This window comes from Pseudomonas sp. NPDC085632, assembly GCF_044541255.1.
Taxonomy (GTDB): Bacteria; Pseudomonadota; Gammaproteobacteria; order Pseudomonadales; family Pseudomonadaceae; genus Aquipseudomonas.
The window spans coordinates 14,061-30,839 of sequence record NZ_JBITSX010000045.1 but is presented as its reverse complement, the minus strand read 5'-3'; the positions used below and the strand labels follow the sequence as shown (position 1 = coordinate 30,839).

At 59.9% G+C, this 16,779-nt stretch carries 12 protein-coding genes; 5 read left to right on the top strand and 7 right to left on the bottom strand.

The window, feature by feature from the left end:
• Positions 1 to 4 precede the first annotated feature (4 nt).
• A complete protein-coding gene (locus tag ACIF4X_RS22905; RefSeq protein WP_397483842.1) occupies positions 5 to 1,738 on the top strand; it encodes a PTS fructose-like transporter subunit IIB in 1,734 nt (577 codons plus the stop codon).
• Positions 1,739 to 1,913: 175 nt separating this feature from the next.
• Positions 1,914 to 3,455, top strand: coding sequence for an alkaline phosphatase D family protein (locus ACIF4X_RS22900; RefSeq protein WP_397483841.1), 1,542 nt, complete (start codon positions 1,914 to 1,916; stop codon positions 3,453 to 3,455).
• A gap of 226 nt (positions 3,456 to 3,681) precedes the next feature.
• Here ACIF4X_RS22900 and ACIF4X_RS22895 read toward each other — a convergent pair whose 3' ends face one another.
• Together ACIF4X_RS22895 and ACIF4X_RS22890 are read right to left on the bottom strand one after the other, a co-directional pair.
• Positions 3,682 to 6,210 (bottom strand): PepSY domain-containing protein, encoded by a 2,529-nt coding sequence (locus tag ACIF4X_RS22895; protein ID WP_397483854.1) that lies wholly within the window; start codon positions 6,208 to 6,210, stop codon positions 3,682 to 3,684.
• A 213-nt stretch (positions 6,211 to 6,423) separates the two neighbouring features.
• The gene (locus ACIF4X_RS22890; protein WP_397483840.1) at positions 6,424 to 8,742 is read right to left on the bottom strand and encodes a TonB-dependent receptor; all 2,319 of its coding nucleotides are present in this window, start codon (positions 8,740 to 8,742) and stop codon (positions 6,424 to 6,426) included.
• Positions 8,743 to 8,949: 207 nt separating this feature from the next.
• Between ACIF4X_RS22890 and ACIF4X_RS22885 the strand changes: the two genes are divergently transcribed.
• Together ACIF4X_RS22885 and ACIF4X_RS22880 are read left to right on the top strand one after the other, a co-directional pair.
• Positions 8,950 to 9,630: a Fe2+-dependent dioxygenase gene (locus ACIF4X_RS22885; protein WP_397483839.1), complete on the top strand. Its 681-nt coding sequence runs from the start codon at positions 8,950 to 8,952 to the stop codon at positions 9,628 to 9,630.
• On the top strand, positions 9,627 to 10,382 hold the full coding sequence (locus tag ACIF4X_RS22880) for a tetratricopeptide repeat protein (protein ID WP_397483838.1): 756 nt from the start codon (positions 9,627 to 9,629) through the stop codon (positions 10,380 to 10,382). Before ACIF4X_RS22885 ends, ACIF4X_RS22880 begins: the two co-directional genes overlap by 4 nt.
• 297 nt (positions 10,383 to 10,679) lie before the next feature.
• On the opposite strand, the gene ACIF4X_RS22875 is transcribed toward ACIF4X_RS22880, so the two are convergent.
• The 5 genes from ACIF4X_RS22875 to ACIF4X_RS22855 all read right to left on the bottom strand — a co-directional run bounded on the left by ACIF4X_RS22875 (position 10,680) and on the right by ACIF4X_RS22855 (position 15,919).
• Positions 10,680 to 11,843 carry a type III PLP-dependent enzyme gene (locus tag ACIF4X_RS22875; RefSeq protein WP_053117055.1) on the bottom strand — a complete coding sequence of 388 codons (1,164 nt, stop codon included), beginning with the start codon at positions 11,841 to 11,843 and terminating at the stop codon, positions 10,680 to 10,682.
• A 652-nt stretch (positions 11,844 to 12,495) separates the two neighbouring features.
• Positions 12,496 to 13,653: a betaine/proline/choline family ABC transporter ATP-binding protein gene (locus ACIF4X_RS22870; protein WP_397483837.1), complete on the bottom strand. Its 1,158-nt coding sequence runs from the start codon at positions 13,651 to 13,653 to the stop codon at positions 12,496 to 12,498.
• The gene (locus ACIF4X_RS22865; protein WP_007915307.1) at positions 13,650 to 14,303 is read right to left on the bottom strand and encodes an ABC transporter permease; all 654 of its coding nucleotides are present in this window, start codon (positions 14,301 to 14,303) and stop codon (positions 13,650 to 13,652) included. The genes ACIF4X_RS22870 and ACIF4X_RS22865 overlap by 4 nt, the downstream gene beginning before the upstream one ends.
• A gap of 12 nt (positions 14,304 to 14,315) precedes the next feature.
• Positions 14,316 to 15,209, bottom strand: a complete 894-nt coding sequence (locus tag ACIF4X_RS22860; RefSeq protein ID WP_397483836.1) for a glycine betaine ABC transporter substrate-binding protein — start codon at positions 15,207 to 15,209, stop codon at positions 14,316 to 14,318.
• Positions 15,210 to 15,229: 20 nt separating this feature from the next.
• A complete protein-coding gene (locus ACIF4X_RS22855) occupies positions 15,230 to 15,919 on the bottom strand; it encodes an ABC transporter permease (protein WP_169844036.1) in 690 nt (229 codons plus the stop codon).
• Positions 15,920 to 16,277: 358 nt separating this feature from the next.
• Here ACIF4X_RS22855 and ACIF4X_RS22850 point away from each other — a divergent pair.
• A partial coding sequence (locus ACIF4X_RS22850; protein ID WP_397483835.1) for a GTP-binding protein occupies positions 16,278 to 16,779 on the top strand: 502 nt, incomplete at its 3' end.

Below are 16,779 nucleotides of genomic sequence, written 5' to 3'. Positions count from 1 at the left end.
TTTCATGAAATTAGCCATTGTTACGGCTTGCCCGAACGGCATGGTCACCAGTGTGCTGTGCGCGCGATTGCTCGATGCGGCGGCGCAGCGTCAGGGCTGGAGCACCAGTGTTGAAGTGGTCGATGCCGCGCACCCGGAACGCGAGTTGTCGGCAGCGACAATCGAAGCGGCGGAGTGGGTTTTGCTGGTCGCCACCGGCGCGGTCGACATGACGCGGTTCGTCGGCAAACGGGTTTTCCAGATTGCCCCGGCGCAGGCGCTGCAGGATGTCGAAGCGGTGCTGCGTCGTGGTGCTGAAGAGGCTGAAGTTTACGTCGTCGGCGCTGCTGACCCGGTGGCTGATGCGCCGCGTGCGCCACGCCTCGTCGCCATCACCGCATGCCCGACCGGTGTCGCCCATACCTTCATGGCGGCCGAAGCCCTGCAGCAGACCGCCAAGCGTCTGGGTTACGAACTGCAGGTCGAAACCCAAGGCTCGGTGGGCGCGAAAACCCCGTTGAGCGCAGCGGCGATTGCCGACGCGGACGTGGTGTTGCTGGCGGCGGACATCGAAGTCGCCACCGAGCGTTTCGCCGGCAAGAAAATCTATCGTTGCGGCACCGGGATTGCCTTGAAGCAGTCCGAAGCCACACTGAAAAAAGCCTTGGCCGAAGGCGCAGTGGAAAGCGCTGCGAGCGACGGCAAGGTCCCGGCCAAGCAGGAGAAAACCGGCGTCTACAAACACCTGCTGACCGGCGTGTCGTTCATGCTGCCAATGGTCGTGGCGGGCGGTTTGATGATTGCGCTGTCGTTTGTGTTCGGCATCACCGCGTTCAAGGAAGAAGGCACGCTGGCCGCTGCGCTGATGCAGATCGGCGGCGAGACCGCGTTCAAGTTGATGGTGCCGCTGCTGGCCGGTTACATCGCGTATTCGATCGCCGACCGTCCGGGCCTGGCGCCGGGGATGATCGGTGGTTTGCTCGCGAGTACGTTGGGCGCGGGGTTTATCGGTGGCATCGTCGCCGGGTTTATCGCCGGTTATGCGGCGAAAGCTATCAGCCGTTATGTCGCTCTGCCGCAGAGCCTCGAAGCGCTGAAACCGATTCTGATCATCCCGTTGTTCGCCAGTCTGTTTACCGGACTGGTGATGATTTACGTGGTTGGCAAACCGGTCGCCGGCATGCTCGGGGCGCTCACGCATTTCCTCGACAGCATGGGTACTACCAACGCAATTCTACTTGGCGTGCTGCTCGGCGGCATGATGTGCGTCGACCTCGGTGGGCCGATCAACAAAGCGGCGTATGCGTTTTCGGTGGGGCTGCTGGCGTCGCAGAGTTATGCACCGATGGCCGCGACGATGGCGGCGGGCATGGTGCCGCCGATTGGCCTGGGCATCGCCACGTTTATAGCGCGGCGCAAGTTCGCTCAGACTGAGCGCGAGGCGGGCAAAGCGGCGCTGGTGCTGGGCCTGTGCTTTATCTCCGAAGGGGCGATTCCGTTTGCTGCGAAAGACCCGTTGCGGGTGATTCCGGCGAGCATTGCCGGTGGTGCGTTGACTGGCGCTTTGTCGATGTATTTCGGCTGCAAACTGATGGCGCCACACGGTGGTTTGTTTGTGTTGGCGATTCCGAATGCGATCAATCATGCGTTGTTGTATCTGCTGGCGATTGTCGCGGGGAGTTTGTTGACGGCTGTGGTCTATGCGACGGTCAAGCGTCCTGAGGCTGTCGAGCTAGCGCTGGAACCGGCGAAGGCCTGACTGACAACACAAATCCCCTGTGGGAGCGAGCCTGCTCGCGAATGCAATCTGCCAGCGACATTTATGTTGACTGGCACACCGCTTTCGCGAGCAGGCTCGCTCCCACAATGGTTAGTGGTGTCATGGCGAGTTCATATAGGCGTGCTTAAGTTTTCCTTTTTTCAGGGAGAACACCATGAGCGATTTCAACCCCGGTCGCCGGCGTGTCGTGCAGGTTGTCGGCGCCGGATTGCTGATGCCAGGCCTGGCGCCGGCGGTGATTGCCTCGGTCAAGGACCGGCCGCAACTGACCGATGGCGTGCAGTCCGGCGACCTGCAGGGCGACCGCGCGATGATCTGGAGCCGCAGCGATCGCCCCGCGCATATGGTGGTCGAGTGGGACACCCGCAGCCAGTTTCGCCATCCGCGCCGGGTGGTCTCGGCGCTGGCCGATGCGCGCACAGATTTCACCGCCCGCGTTGAGCTCACCGGGTTGCCGGCCGATCAGGCGATTTTCTATCGCGTGTATTTCAAGGATGCCCGCACCGGCGTCGCCAGCGAGCCGTGGCTGGGTCACTTGCGCAGTGCACCGACGGCGCGGCGCAATATTCGTTTCGTCTGGAGCGGCGACACCGTCGGCCAGGGCTTCGGCATCAACCCGGACATCGGCGGCATGCGCATCTACGAAGCCATGCGCCTGCGCCTGCCGGACTTCTTTATCCACAGCGGCGACACCATCTACGCTGACGGCCCGGTGCCCGCTCAACTGGCCACCGAAAACGGTCGGGTGTGGCGCAACCTCACTACCGAAGCCAAGAGCAAAGTCGCGCAGACCCTCGACGACTATCGCGGCAACTACCGCTACAACCTGATGGACGAAAACATCCGCCGCTTCAACGCCGAAGTGCCGCAGATCTGGCAGTGGGACGACCATGAAGTGGTCAACAACTGGTCGCCGGGCAAGCAGCTCGATGAGCGCTATCAGGAAAAAGATATCCACACCCTGGTCGGGCGCGCACGCAAGGCGTGGCTGGAATACTCGCCGATGCGTTTGCAGGCTGCCGACGGCGGCGGGCGGATTTATCGCAAGCTCAGTTACGGGCCGATGCTCGATGTGTTCGTGCTCGACATGCGCAGCTATCGCGGCGCCAATGACGACAACCTCGGCGCGGCGAAAGCGTTTCTGGGGCGTGAGCAACTGGACTGGCTCAAGCGCGGTTTGAAGAAATCCAAAGCCCAGTGGAAGGTCATCGCCGCTGACATGCCGATTGGTCTGGGCGTGCCGGATGGCGAGGTCAGTCCGGGTGTCGCGCGTTGGGAAGCGGTGGCTAACGGTGATCCGGGCCCGGCGCAGGGACGCGAGCTGGAAGTTGCTGAATTGCTCGGCTACCTGCGCGCGCAACAGGTGCGCAATTTTGTCTTTCTGACTGCCGACGTGCATTACTGTGCGGCGCATCACTATCACCCGGATCGTGCGGCGTTTCAGGATTTCGAACCGTTCTGGGAGTTTGTCGCCGGGCCGTTGAACGCCGGGAGTTTCGGGCCTAATCCGCTGGATAAAACCTTTGGGCCGGAGGTGGTGTTCGAGAAGGCGCCGCCGGTGCAGAACGCGTCGCCGTTTGCCGGGTTTCAGTTTTTTGGCGAGGTGAATATTGAAGGGGGGAGTGGGGAGATGAGTGTGGTGTTGCGGGATTTGAATGGGGTGGCGGTTTTTGAGAAAAAATTGCAGCCCGCTTAAAGATCAAGGGCAGACCCTCACCCCAGCCCTCTCCCGGAGGGAGAGGGGGCCGACGGAGGTGTCTGAAGAGGTACGTCGACCTGAAAGATCGAGTCGATTATGAGATCAGGTACAAAACCCTCTCTCGATTCTGGATTCGGTGAAGCACGTTCAGGTCGGCGTACTTCTCAAGCATCCCCCCAATCAGTCCCCTCTCCCTCTGGGAGAGGGCTAGGGTGAGGGGCTCTTAATAGACATCACGCCGATAGCGGCCCTGCTCAATCAGGCGTTCGACTTCGGCGGCACCGAGGATGTCGTTAAGCACTTGATCAACGCCTGAGGCCATCCCCTGAAGGCTGCCGCAGATGTAAATCACCGCACCGTCCGCCAGCCATTTTTTCAACTCACCCGCCGACTCACGCAAGCGATCCTGCACATAAACCTTCTCGACCTGATCGCGCGAAAACGCCAGATCCAGCCGTTCCAGATCACCATTGATCAACCACTCTTCCAGCTCCGAGCGGCAGAGGAAGTCGTGCTCGCGATTGCGCTCGCCAAACAGCAACCACTGGCGCTGTTGGCCATCGGCAATCCGCGCCTTGAGCAAGCTGCGCAACCCGGCGAGACCAGTGCCGTTGCCCAGCAGAATCATCGGCAGCGGTTCGTTCGGCAGGTGGAACCCGCTGTTGCGTCGAACCCGCAAACTGATACTTCCGCCCACTGGTGCGTGCTCAGTCAACCAGCCGGAACCGATACCCAGGCTGCCATCGGCGTGCTGTTCCTGACGCACGATCAGCTCCAGCACGCCGTCGGCGGCAATCGAGGCGATCGAGTATTCGCGCATGGCCAGCGGCACCATCGCATCGACCAACGATTGCGCATGCAAACCAACCAGATGCGCGCGGTGCTCGGGCAACTGACGCGAAGCCAGTGCCACTTCCAGCGGCTCATCAAGGCCGTTGATTTTCACCGTGGTCTCGCCACGAATGCCGAGGCCGTCGAGGAAATGTTCGATGACCCACGGGCAGTTGCGCGGCAGTATTTCGACCAGATCACCGGCCAGCCAGCTGCTGGTGTTTGGCGCGCTCAGGCCTAACAGATAAACCGGTGAACCGCTGCTGTCCGGGTTCATCAGTTCGCGGCGGGTCAGCGTCCAGTTGTCGTAGCTCGGCGCTTGCCAGGTATCCACGGGGGCTTGCCCGGTGAGCAGGCCGAGTTGAGTTTGCCAATGGCGCAGCGCGTACGGATCGCCACTGTCGACCTCCACCGGCGCGAAAAGGGTCTTGCCGCCGTGCTCGCTCAACCACTGATGCAGGCGTTTGGCGAAACCACAGAAGTGCTGATATTGACGATCGCCGAGGCCGAGCACCGAGTAGTTCAAGCTGTCGAGTGTCGAGGCTTTGCTCAAGACTTTGCGCTCGAAACCACGGGCGCTGTCCGGCGCTTCGCCGTCACCAAACGTGCTGACCACAAACAGCGCGTTGTTCGATTCACGCAAATCCTGTTCGCTGACATTGGCCAGCGGCTGCACTTTCACCGGCAGTCCGGCGGCCTGCAATTGCCCGGCGGTCTGCCACGCCAATTGCTCGGCAAACCCGCTCTGGCTGGCAAATCCGATCAGCCAGACCGAGGCATCGCCAACCGGTTGATCCAGCCCTTTACGCGCATCCTTGATCTGTTTTTTCTTGCGCCGGCGATCGAGGTACAGCAGCCATCCGGTAATGAAAAACAGCGGCATGCACACCGCCGCGACGGTAATGATAATCCGCCCGACAAGTCCGAAATAACTGCCGACGTGCAGCGCATAAATGCTGGTCAGCAGTTGCGCCTTGAAGCTCTTGTCGGCGTAGCGGTCGACGCGTTTGACGATGCCGGTGGCCGGGTCGAGGGTGATTTGATTCAGGGCGCGATCATGCGGCGAGCTGTCGAGCAGATAGAACACGGTTGCCGGTTGGCCAGCGACGGCCGGCATGCGGATGTTGTACGCGGCCAGACCCGGGCCGGCAGCGCTGTAGATGCTGCTCCACATCGCCGCGTAATCGGCGGTCGGTGCCGGGCCTTCTGGCGCCGGGCCACGACCGCCGCGCACGCGCTCGTTTTGCGGTGCATCGGAAAGCAGTTTGGTCAGGCCTTTGTTGTACCACTCGTACGACCACGACAACCCGGTCAGCGCCAACAGCAGATAGACCAACAGGCACCAGGTGCCGGCCACCGAATGCAGATCCCAATTGAAAGCACGGCCCTTTTTCTTCCAGTCCAGCGTCAGCCAGACGCGCCAGCTGTTCCACTGACGCGGCCAGCGCAAGTACAGACCGGAGAGGCAGAAGAACAGCAGGATCAGGGTGCAGGCGCCAGTGATGTTGCGGCCGGTATCGCCCATGGCGAGGAAGCGGTGCAACTGCAGCATCAGGCCGAAGAAATCCTGGCCGACGGCATCACCCATGAACTCGGCGGTGTACGGATCGAAATAGCGCATCTCGCCGCGACGTTCACCCTTGGGCGGGGTGAAGAAGACTTTCGCCGCGCTGCCGCTGTCGGTTTCGACCCAGAGCATCGAGACCTTTTTGCCGGACGTGGCTTCGATGCGCTCGACCAGTTCGACCGGCGGCAGGACGCCAGCGACCTGTTTTTCCACCTGCAGGACGGAGGGATTCAGCGCCCGCAGGATCTCGTCCTGAAACGAATAGGCCGCGCCGGTGATGCCCATCAACGCCAGCACCAGGCCTGCGGTGATGCCAAAAAACCAGTGCAACTGGAACAGGGTTTTCTTCAACACGTCACTCGCCGTCCGTTCGAAAATTGTCTTCACGGCGCGCATTATGCCGTGGGTTATCGAGAAGCGTTCTTTATTACGCACAAAAGCCCCGTTCAATTGAATGAACGGGGCCGACTGTTTTTGTAGGCGCTGCCGAAGGCTGCGATCTTTTGATTTTTTTTCAGAATCAAAAGCCAGATCAACAGATCGCAGCGTGCCGCAGCTCCTACAGGATCAGAAGTGGAAATTGGTGCTCAACAGCGCCGTACGCCCCGCCGCCTGGTTGGCGAAGTGGGTCGAGAAGGCTTTGTCGTAGTAGGTTTCGTTGGTCAGGTTTTGCACGTTGAGTTGCAGGTCGACGTTCTTGGTCAGCTTGTACGCGGCCATCGCGTCGTAGCGAACGTACGAGTCGACCATGGTGGTGTTGGCCACGCTGCCGTACACGTCGTCGACGTAGAACGCACCGCCACCGATCGTCAGCTTCGGCGTGACCTGATAAGTGGTCCACAGGCTGGCGCTGTTTTTCGGCGTGTTAGGCAGCTCGTTGCCATCGTTGGCCCGGCCCAGTGGACCGCCATCGACTTGTTCGCTGTCCATGAAGGCGTAACCGGCGAACACTTGCCACTTGTCGGTGATCTTGCCGCTGGCCGACAGCTCGATACCTTGCACGCGGGTCTTGCCGGCGTTTTCGTACGAGGTGGTGTCGACTTGCACACGAGCGTTTTCTTTCTCGGTGCGGAAGATGTCAGCGGTCAGCGACAGGCGATCGTTGAGCAGATCCCACTTGGTGCCGATTTCATAGTTCTTGGTGGTTTCCGGTTCCAGGTCGCTGCTCAGCAGATTGCCGCTGCGATCCGGGGTGCCGCCCAACGGGTTGCCTTCCTGACCTTCGCCCAGGGTGTTGCCCGGTGGCGTGGCCGAGGTGGCGTAGGAGGCGTAGATGCTGCCGTTTTCCGCAGGCTTGTAGACGACGCCGAACTGACCGGTGACGAATTCGCTGGTGTCATTACCCTTGGACGTGGTGGTGCCAGCGGCGTTGTAGCTCTTGTAGTCGGTGTCGAAGTGGTCGTAACGCAGACCCATGTTCACCAGCCACTGCTCGTTCAGCTCCAGGGTGTCGAACACATACAGTGCATAGGTGTTGGCCTGGGTGTCGGTGCCAGCGTAATTGCGCGAGATCGCGCCGTTCCACGGATCGTTCGGGTTCGGGTTCGACAGCGAGGTGCAGTTGTAGCCGCTCGACGCGCCGATCATCGACGGCGTGCAGTTGGTGCTGGAGTTACCCGGTGTGCGCGGCGTGGTATCGACGTTGACGTTGTACGAAGACTTCTGGCTTTCTTCACGGGTGTATTCAACGCCAGTGGAGAAGCTGTTCTTGAAGCCGGCGACGTAGAAGTTGCCGAACAGGTCAGTCTGGTTGGTGGTGGTCTCGGTGTTGCTCACCCGAGTGTTGGCACGACGCCAGACGCTGCCGTTGTTGACGTTGCCTTTGCTGTCGTCCGGCTGGGTGAGGATGTAATCCTGCATGCTGGTGCCGTGACGCAGGGTGTTCTTGATCGTCAACGAGTCGCTCAGGTCATGCTCGATGGCGAAGGTCGCGGTGTCGGTGCGGCCCTTGCGGAAGTCGCGATCCAGGCCGTAGAAATTGCTGTGGTCACCGCCAGCGTAAGGTTTGTCCGGATTGGACTTGGTGCGTGCAGCGGAGCCACCGGTCGGAATGGTGTAAGGGATGCCTGAATCCGGGGTGTCGTTGCTTTCGAGGTGGTAGTAATCGAGGTTGACGCGGGTGTCGGTGCCCAGACCAAACGCCAGGGATGGGGCGATACCCCAACGGTCGTAATCGACCTTGTCGCGACCGGCGACATTGCTCTCGTGGCTCATCAGGTTCAGACGGCCAGCGGCGGTGTCGCTGAACTGGTAGTTGCCGTCGAGGGTGTAACGCTGGGTCTGGTCGGAGCCCCAAGTGAAACCACCGTCGAACGAGTTGCCCAAATGCGCTTTCTTGCTCACCAGGTTGATGCTGCCGCCTGCCGCGCCACGACCGCCGATGGCGGAGTTCGGGCCCTTGCTGACTTCAATGTTTTCCACGGCGAAGATTTCGCGACTTTGCGAACCGGTGTCGCGCACGCCGTCGAGGTAGGTGTCGCCCTGCGCGTCGAAACCGCGAATGAATGGACGGTCGCCCTGCGGGTTGCCGCCTTCACCGGCACCGAAAGTGATGCCCGGCACGGTGCGCAGCGCGTCCTGCATATTCAGCGCGCCGGTATCTTTCAGAACTTGTTGCGGAATAACGGTGACCGAGCGCGGCGTGTCGACCAGCGGCGCGGTGTACTTGGGCGAGGAGGCTTTTTCGACCTGGTAGGACGTCGCGTCCTGCGCTTCGCCGGTGATGGCGGTGGCGTCCAGGGCGATGGCATTGCCGGTGGCTTTACTGTCGGTTTTTTCTGCAGCGAACACCATCTGGCCAGCGGAGCCGGCGGTGATTGCCACACCAATTGCAGAGGCGAGCAGACGTGGTGAACTGACCGGTAATTGTGCGTGTAGACGTGCCATTTTTATTCCCCTCCCCAAGGATTTGAGGCGGCGGAATATAGGGTAAACAGGTATTCGTATCAATTGCGAAACATTGTTATTCGCACTGAATTTACATTCTTTACAATTTAACCTTACGGTTTTTGCCAGTTCATTCGTCTCTCGGGTTTTACACGGTCAATAAGAATCAATACCATTGCCGCCTCTTTGCCATCAGGTGTCATTGCCATGCTGCTGCACATCCCCGCATTGTTCGCGAAAGACGAAGTGCAGCGTATTCGCGAGGCGCTGGAGCAGGCTGACTGGGCCGATGGCAAGATCACTGCCGGCTTTCAGTCGGCGAAGGCGAAGCACAATCTGCAACTGCCCGAAGGCCATCCGCTGGCCAAGGAAATCGGCGCGGCGATGCTTGAGCGGCTGTGGAAAAATCCACTGTTCATGTCCGCCGCACTGCCGCACAAGGTCTTCCCGCCGTTAGTGAACTGTTACACGGCCGGCGGCAGCTTCGACTTCCATATCGACAACGCCGTGCGCCAGCCCAAGGGCAGCATCGAGCGGGTGCGTACTGATTTGTCGGCGACGCTGTTCTTCAGCGAGCCTGAGGATTACGACGGCGGCGAACTGGAAATCCAGGACACCTACGGCACTCAACAGGTGAAATTGCCGGCCGGTGATATGGTTTTGTATCCCGGCACCAGTCTGCACAAGGTCAACGCGGTCACTCGCGGCGCGCGTTATGCGTCGTTCTTCTGGACGCAAAGTCTGGTGCGTGAAGACAGTCAGCGCGCGCTGCTGTTCGAGATGGACGGCGCGATTCAGCAACTTACCCAGGACATGCCAGATCACCCGTCGCTGATTCGCCTTACCGGCACCTATCACAACTTGCTGCGTCGCTGGGTCGAGGTATGAGTTTTCAAATACGTCGCGAGGAGGTCCTCAGCGGCGAACAACTCAGCGCCATGCTCGAAGAAAGCCCGGCCCGTGCCGCGCAGGCGATTTTGCTCGCGGCGGGTGAGGGCGAAGTAGAGGCGCAGGCGTTGCTTGGGCAGATCCTGCTCGACGGGCAGGGCATTGCGCAGGATCAGCCGCTGGCGCTGCGCTGGTTCGGTATCGCTGCGAGGCGCGGGCATCTGATGGCGCGCAACATGTTTGGTCGCTGCCACGAGCACGGCTGGGGTTGTTCGGCAGATGCTGCGACTGCTGCGCGGCACTATCGGATTGCGGCGGAGGCCGGGCTGGATTGGGCGATGTACAACTTTGCCAACCTGCTGGCGACCGGGCGCGGAGTGGCGGTGGATCATCTGCAGGCGTTGGCGCTGTATCGGCGTGCGGCGGAAGTCGGTCATGCGAAATCGATGAATTTGCTGGGGCGGTATCTGGAAGAAGGGCAGGTGTGCCCGCCGGATTCGGTTGCGGCGCGTGAGTGGTATCGGTGCTCGGCGGAGGGTGGGGATTTTCGTGGGCAGTTCAGTTTCGCTGCAGTTTTAGCGGGTGAGGGGCGGATTGATCAGGCGGTCGATTGGCTTGAGAAAGCTTTGGCGGGCGGCAATCTGAATTTTCTGCGGGTGGCGAGTCAGGCGCTGCTAGGTGCGACAGATCCCAGGATTCAGGGGATGGCTGCTCAGTTCGCGCTTCGATATGCAGAATTGCAGCGCGTCTGAATTCGCAAAGCCCTCACCCTAACCCTCTCCCGGAGGGAGAGGGGACTGACCGGGGGATATTGAAGAGTTACGCCGACTTGAAAGTGCTTTGCGGAATCCATAATCGACACGGTCTCTCCGGTCGATGCATGACGCGCGACACCTCGGTCGGCTCCCTCTCCCTTGGGAGAGGGCTGGGGTGAGGGGCCTCGGTCTCAAGCTCGCAACAACTTCAAACCGAACACACAGGTAAAAAAAGCCCATGACACGTCATGGGCTTTTCACTTGCAGCTAGCAGCTTGAAACTCGCAACTGCTCTTACACGTAGTACGACTTCAACGGCGGAAAGCCATTGAACTCGACCGCGCTGTAACTGGTGGTGTACGCACCGGTCGACAACCAGTACAGACGATCACCGATCGCCAGGTTCAGCGGCAGACCGTACTTGTAGTTCTCGTACATGATGTCGGCGCTGTCGCAGGTCGGGCCGGCGATCACGACTTCTTCCATCTCGCCTTTCTTCTCGGTCCAGATCGGGAACTTGATCGCTTCGTCCATGGTTTCGATCAGGCCGGAGAACTTGCCCACATCGGTATACACCCAACGCTCGACGGCAGTGCGCGACTTGCGTGCAACCAGTACCACTTCGCTGACCAGAATACCGGCATTGGCAATCAGCGAACGGCCCGGCTCGAGAATGATTTCCGGCAGGTCATCACCGAAGTCTTCCTTCAGGAAACGGATGATTTCTTCGGCGTAGGTTTCCAGGCTGTTGGTGCGGGTGATGTAGTTGGCCGGGAAGCCACCGCCCATGTTGATCAGCTTGAGGTGAATACCGTCTTCTTCTTTCAGGCGTTCGAAGATCACTTTGACCTTGGCGATCGCCGCGTCCCAGACGCTGATGTCGCGTTGTTGCGAGCCAACGTGGAAGGAGATGCCGTAAGGCACCAGGCCCAGATCGCGGGCGAGGATCAGCAGGTCCATGGCCATGTCGGTCTGGCAGCCGAATTTGCGCGACAGAGGCCAGTCAGCCGTGGTCGAGCCTTCGGTGAGGATGCGCACATAAACTTTCGAACCCGGTGCGGCCTTGGCGATGTTGCGCAGGTCGGCTTCGGAGTCAGTGGAGAACAGGCGCACGCCCTTCTCATAGAAGTAGCGGATGTCCTTGGATTTCTTGATGGTGTTGCCGTAGCTGATACGGTCGGCGCTGACGCCGCGATCCATCACTTTATCCAGCTCGTAGATCGAGGCGATGTCAAAGCTCGAACCTTTCTCTTTGAGCAGGTCGATGATCTCGACGGCCGGGTTGGCCTTGACCGCGTAGTAGACCTTGGCGAATTCGAAACCGGCGCGCAGGTCATCGTACGCCTGGCTGATCATCGCGGTGTCGATCACCACGAACGGGGTTTCCTGTTTGTCGGCAAACGCCTTCATTTTGTCAAAAGTGGCGCGCGCGAAATAGTCTTCGACATTGATCGACATGCTGGGAGCTCCTACTGGCAAACTGAAATTAACAATGGGTGCAAATGAACGTCCTCCGTATCCCCACTTTGGTTCGCCTACTTCCCAAGGCATGTCGCCGAAAGCAAAAAGGCCATGGGAGGTGCAGCTTTTCCCTTGGCCTTGCTGTCTCGTCGTCAGTACTTGAGCCGGATGGATCGTTTCCAGCATGGACGTTCGGCGCGAACTTTAGGGCGTGAGGGGCGTGAGATCAACTAAAAATGTCGCGTTTTTGCACGCTTCTGACGTGCGTCGCTTTGATCACTCTTTGTAGCCGACAGAGATGACGGACAGATGTTCCCCGAGAATTTTGGAGTGTTAAAAATACCTGCACGTTCGCGGATTATGTCGGCGAAGTCGTGGGCAAGTGTGATGGCGGCAACATCGGCGACGTTGGCGGCGAGGGGCGGGTGTGAGGGGGAATTTGGCTGTTTCGCAGGTCGTTTTAGACAGGCTGTGCGGTTATGCGGTGTTGAGATTAATTTCCGCATGACGAATGAAGAAAAAATCACACGAACCCTGTGGGAGCGAGCTTGCTCGCGAAGGCTTTTTCACAGTCGACTTCGTTGTTGACTGATATTGCGCTTTCGCGAGCAAGCTCGCTCCCACAGGGTTTTGTGTTTTTACCGATTAATCAGGCGACTACGGTCTCAGCCGGCGAGACGATACTGGTCTTCATCCCGCGCGAGCGACCGGAACTCAAGTAAGCCGCAATCGACTCCTGCGTGACCTCACCGAGGAACACCCGCTCGGCATCCATCACCGGCAACCACGCCCGATTGAATTCGTACATGCGCGACAGCAGGATGCGCAAATGCTCGTCGTACGCCGCCGTGGCGTTGAACTCACGCAGGAACTGCGCGCATGTCCCGGTCTGGCGATGCAGGTCGCGACGGCGCACATAACCCAGCGCCTTGTTTTCGGCACAGGTGACCACTACGTAGCGACGGTCGTGCTCGTCCATCAACTCCAGCGCATCGGCCACCGGCGTTTCCGGGCTCACCGATGGCGCGTTGTCCGCCGCATCTTCCGCTTTCACGAGCAGCAGACGTTTGAGCGTGCTGTCCTGACCGACGAAGCTGCTGACAAAGTCATCCGCCGGGTGCGCGAGCAACGTGTCCGGATGATCGATCTGCAGCAGTTTGCCGGCGCGGAAGATCGCGATCTTGTCGCCGAGTTTGATCGCTTCGTCGATGTCGTGGCTGACCATGATCACGGTCTTGTTCAGCGCGCGCTGCATCTCGAAGAATTCGTTCTGGATCATCTCGCGGTTGATCGGGTCGACCGCACCGAACGGCTCGTCCATCAGCAACAGCGGTGCGTCGGCGGCCAGTGCGCGGATCACGCCGATGCGCTGTTGCTGGCCACCGGACAGTTCGCGTGGGTAACGATGCAGATACTGCTTGGGTTCCAGCTTGATCATGCTCATCAATTCGCGGGCGCGGTCGTGGCATTTCTGTTTGTCCCAGCCGAGCAGTTTCGGCACGACGACGATGTTCTCTTCGATGGTCATGTTCGGGAACAGACCGATCTGCTGGATCACGTAACCGATGTTGCGACGCAGGGTCACTTCGTCGAGATCGGTGGTGTCTTCGCCGTTGATGAGGATCTTGCCCGAGGTCGGTTTGATCAGGCGGTTGATCATCTTCAGCGTGGTGCTTTTGCCGCAACCCGAGGGCCCGAGGAACACACAGATTTCGCCTTCATTGACGGTCAGGCTTACCGAGTCCACGGCTTTGACATCTTTGCCGTTGCTTTGGAAAGTTTTGCTGAGGTTTTGAAGTTCGATCATTTGAGGAGTCCTTTTGGAGTCAACGAGCGTTGCAGCCATTGGAGAAACAGGTCAGCGAAAATGGCCAGAAGACTGACCAGCAGCGCGCCGACGATCAGCATCGACATGTCACTGCGGCTGATGGAAGCGAGGATCAACACACCGAGGCCGCCGGCGCCGATGGTCGCGGCGATGGTCATCACGCCGATGTTCATCACCACGGCGGTGCGCACGCCGGCGAGGATCACCGGCACGGCAATCGGCAATTCGACCATACGCAGGCGCTGGCCGAAGGTCATGCCGATGCCGCGTGCGGCTTCACGGATGCCGGGTTCTACGCCGGTGAGGGCGAGGTAGGTGTTGCGCATGATCGGCAGCAATGAATAAAGGAATACGGCGGTGATCGCCGGCATCGGGCCGAGGCCCTGGCCGAACTTGGAGTAGAACGGCAGCAGCAGCCCGAACAGGGCAATCGACGGCACGGTCAGCAGCACTGTAGCGCTGGCCTGCAAAGGGCCGGCGAGGGTCGGAAACCGCGTCATCAGAATGCCCAGCGGCACGCCAACGACAATTGCCAGGGTTACGGCGATGCCGACGAGGGTGATGTGCTGCCAGGTCAGGTGCATCACCTGCTGCCAGTCGAGGTGGGAAAAGGCGTTCAGAAATTCCATGACTTTTCCTCCTTAGTTAAGTGGGTGCTGGCGCAGGAAATCGGCGGCCACTTTCGAGGGGCTTTCGTGATCGACGTCGACCCGCGCGTTGAGTTGGCGCATGGTTTCGTCATCGAACAGTTCGGCCAGCGGCTTGAGTTGCTCGGCCAGTTGCGGGTGTGCGTCGAGGTACGCCTGACGCACCACCGGCGCGGCGGTGTAGTCGGGGAAGTAGTGCTTGTCGTCTTCCAGCAGTTTCAGGCCGAAGGCATTGAGGCGACCGTCGGTGGTATAGACCAGACCGGCGAACACCTGGCCGTTGCGCAGCGCGGTGTAAACCAGTCCCGCGTCCATCTGGCGGATGTTCTTGCGGGTCAGGTTCATGCCGTAGAGATCGACCATGCCGATCAGGCCGTCGGAGCGGTTGGCGAACTCGGTATCCAGCGCCACCAGATGATTGGTCTTGGCTTCGGCGCGCAGCACTTCGTTCAACTGGCTGATGTTGTTGATCTGCGGATATTCCTCGGCGACCTTTTTAGGGAGGGCGAGGGCGTAGGTGTTGCTGAATTTCGACGGCGTCAGCCAGATCAGGCCTTTTTTCGCGTCGAGTTCTTTCACCCGGGCGTAGGACTGGGCGCTGTCGAGTTTTTCGGTGACATGGTTGTAAGCCACCAGCGACACGCCGGTGTATTCCCAGAGCATGTCCAGTTGTCCACTTTCGTGGGCGCTGCGGGCAAGGTTGCTGCCCAGACCGCCGGTGATCTGCGCGTCGTAGCCTTTGCTGCGCAGGTATTGCGCAGTGATTTCGGCGAGCAGGGTCTGCTCGGTAAATACTCGTGCGCCGAGGCGGATAACCGGTTTTTCAGCGGCTTGGGCGACGCCTGCGAACAGCAGGATACAGCCCAGAATCAAGCTCAATCGTTTCATAGGTATTCCTTCACAAAGCCTTAAGACGGGCGCAAACCGCGTTCCAGCCAGAGGCGGCTGGCGAGGGTGACGACGCCATCGAGCAGCAAGGCCAGCAGCGCGGTGCACGCGGCGCCGAGCAGCAGTTGCGGCTGATTGTTCAGGGCGATGCCAGGGAAGATCAGGCTGCCGAGGCTGTTGGCGCCGATCAGGAACGCCAGTGGCGCGGTGCCGACGTTGATTGCCAAAGCCACGCGCACGCCACCGACAATGATCGGCACCGCGTTGGGCAATTCGACTTTCCACAGCACCTGGCGCGGGGTCATGCCGATGCCGACCGCCGCTTCTTTCAGCGAGCCCTGGACGTTTTTCAGGCCTTCGTAGGTGTTGCGCACGATCGGCAGCAACGAAGCGAGGAACAAAGCGAAGATCGCCGGGCCACTGCCGATGCCGAGGACGCCCAGGGCGATCGCAAGCACGGCCAGCGGAGGCACGGTGTTGCCGATGTTGAAGATCTGCATGAAGCGTTCGGCGCGGCCGACCATGGTCGGGCGACTGAGGAAGATGCCGGCGGGGATGCCCACGACAAGGGCGGCCAGCATTGAAGCGAGGACGAGAATCAGATGAGCTTGCAGGTAAAACAACAAATCGTCGCGGTAGTGTTCGATCGTGTTGATGCCGATCCAGTGGACCAGCAGGGCCAGGAGCGCGATCACCACCGCACCTCCCATCAGCCCTTTGCCATAGCGGATAGCCACAGGCGGACTCCTTTTTTTGTAGTCGGCGAACGCTCTCCCGTGTGGCATGCCATACATGGCTGCCGGGAATAAACGTTCGCGAGAAGCAGCTCCCTCAGCACCGGCAAAAAGCGGTCTGAAAGCGAGCCATGAGCGCAGCCTCGTCAGGCTAACTTGCTGATTTTTCAGCCCCTGACGAAAATTCGTAACAGGGGATGGACGTCTCCGTGCTTTAAAAGGTTCCCATCTGCGGCAGCATTTGGCCACCCTTAATGTGCTCAACGGTTCGGTTATTGCATCGAGTTGAGCTATAATCGCGGCCCTTTTTTGAATCACCGCCAGGCGATTTCCCATGACCAACCAGGCCGCCGAAGTCGCGAAACGCCGCACTTTCGCCATTATTTCCCACCCCGATGCCGGTAAAACCACGATCACCGAAAAGCTCCTGTTGATGGGCAAGGCGATTGCAGTGGCCGGTACGGTGAAATCCCGTAAATCCGATCGCCATGCGACATCCGACTGGATGGAGATGGAGAAACAACGGGGTATTTCCATTACCACGTCGGTCATGCAGTTCCCGTATCGTGAACACATGATCAACCTGCTCGACACCCCGGGCCACGAAGACTTCTCCGAAGATACCTACCGCACCCTGACGGCGGTGGACTCGGCATTGATGGTCCTCGACGGCGGTAAAGGTGTCGAGCCACGGACCATTGCGCTGATGGACGTCTGCCGTCTGCGTGACACGCCGATCGTCAGCTTCATCAACAAACTCGACCGTGACATCCGCGACCCGATCGAACTGCTCGACGTGCTTGCCGTGCTGGAAGCGGCTGAAGTGCCGGCCGGGC

Bases quoted from the DNA above. Each gene is read 5' to 3' on its own strand.
- ACIF4X_RS22900 (WP_397483841.1), top strand. From the start codon at position 1,914: ATGAGCGATTTCAACCCCGGTCGCCGGCGTGTCGTGCAGGTTGTCGGC.
- ACIF4X_RS22865 (WP_007915307.1), bottom strand. From the start codon at position 14,303: ATGGAATTTCTGAACGCCTTTTCCCACCTCGACTGGCAGCAGGTGATG.
- ACIF4X_RS22885 (WP_397483839.1), top strand. From the start codon at position 8,950: ATGCTGCTGCACATCCCCGCATTGTTCGCGAAAGACGAAGTGCAGCGT.
- ACIF4X_RS22890 (WP_397483840.1), bottom strand. From the start codon at position 8,742: ATGGCACGTCTACACGCACAATTACCGGTCAGTTCACCACGTCTGCTC.
- ACIF4X_RS22875 (WP_053117055.1), bottom strand. From the start codon at position 11,843: ATGTCGATCAATGTCGAAGACTATTTCGCGCGCGCCACTTTTGACAAA.
- ACIF4X_RS22870 (WP_397483837.1), bottom strand. From the start codon at position 13,653: ATGATCGAACTTCAAAACCTCAGCAAAACTTTCCAAAGCAACGGCAAA.
- ACIF4X_RS22855 (WP_169844036.1), bottom strand. From the start codon at position 15,919: ATGGGAGGTGCGGTGGTGATCGCGCTCCTGGCCCTGCTGGTCCACTGG.
- ACIF4X_RS22905 (WP_397483842.1), top strand. From the start codon at position 5: ATGAAATTAGCCATTGTTACGGCTTGCCCGAACGGCATGGTCACCAGT.
- ACIF4X_RS22880 (WP_397483838.1), top strand. From the start codon at position 9,627: ATGAGTTTTCAAATACGTCGCGAGGAGGTCCTCAGCGGCGAACAACTC.
- ACIF4X_RS22860 (WP_397483836.1), bottom strand. From the start codon at position 15,209: ATGAAACGATTGAGCTTGATTCTGGGCTGTATCCTGCTGTTCGCAGGC.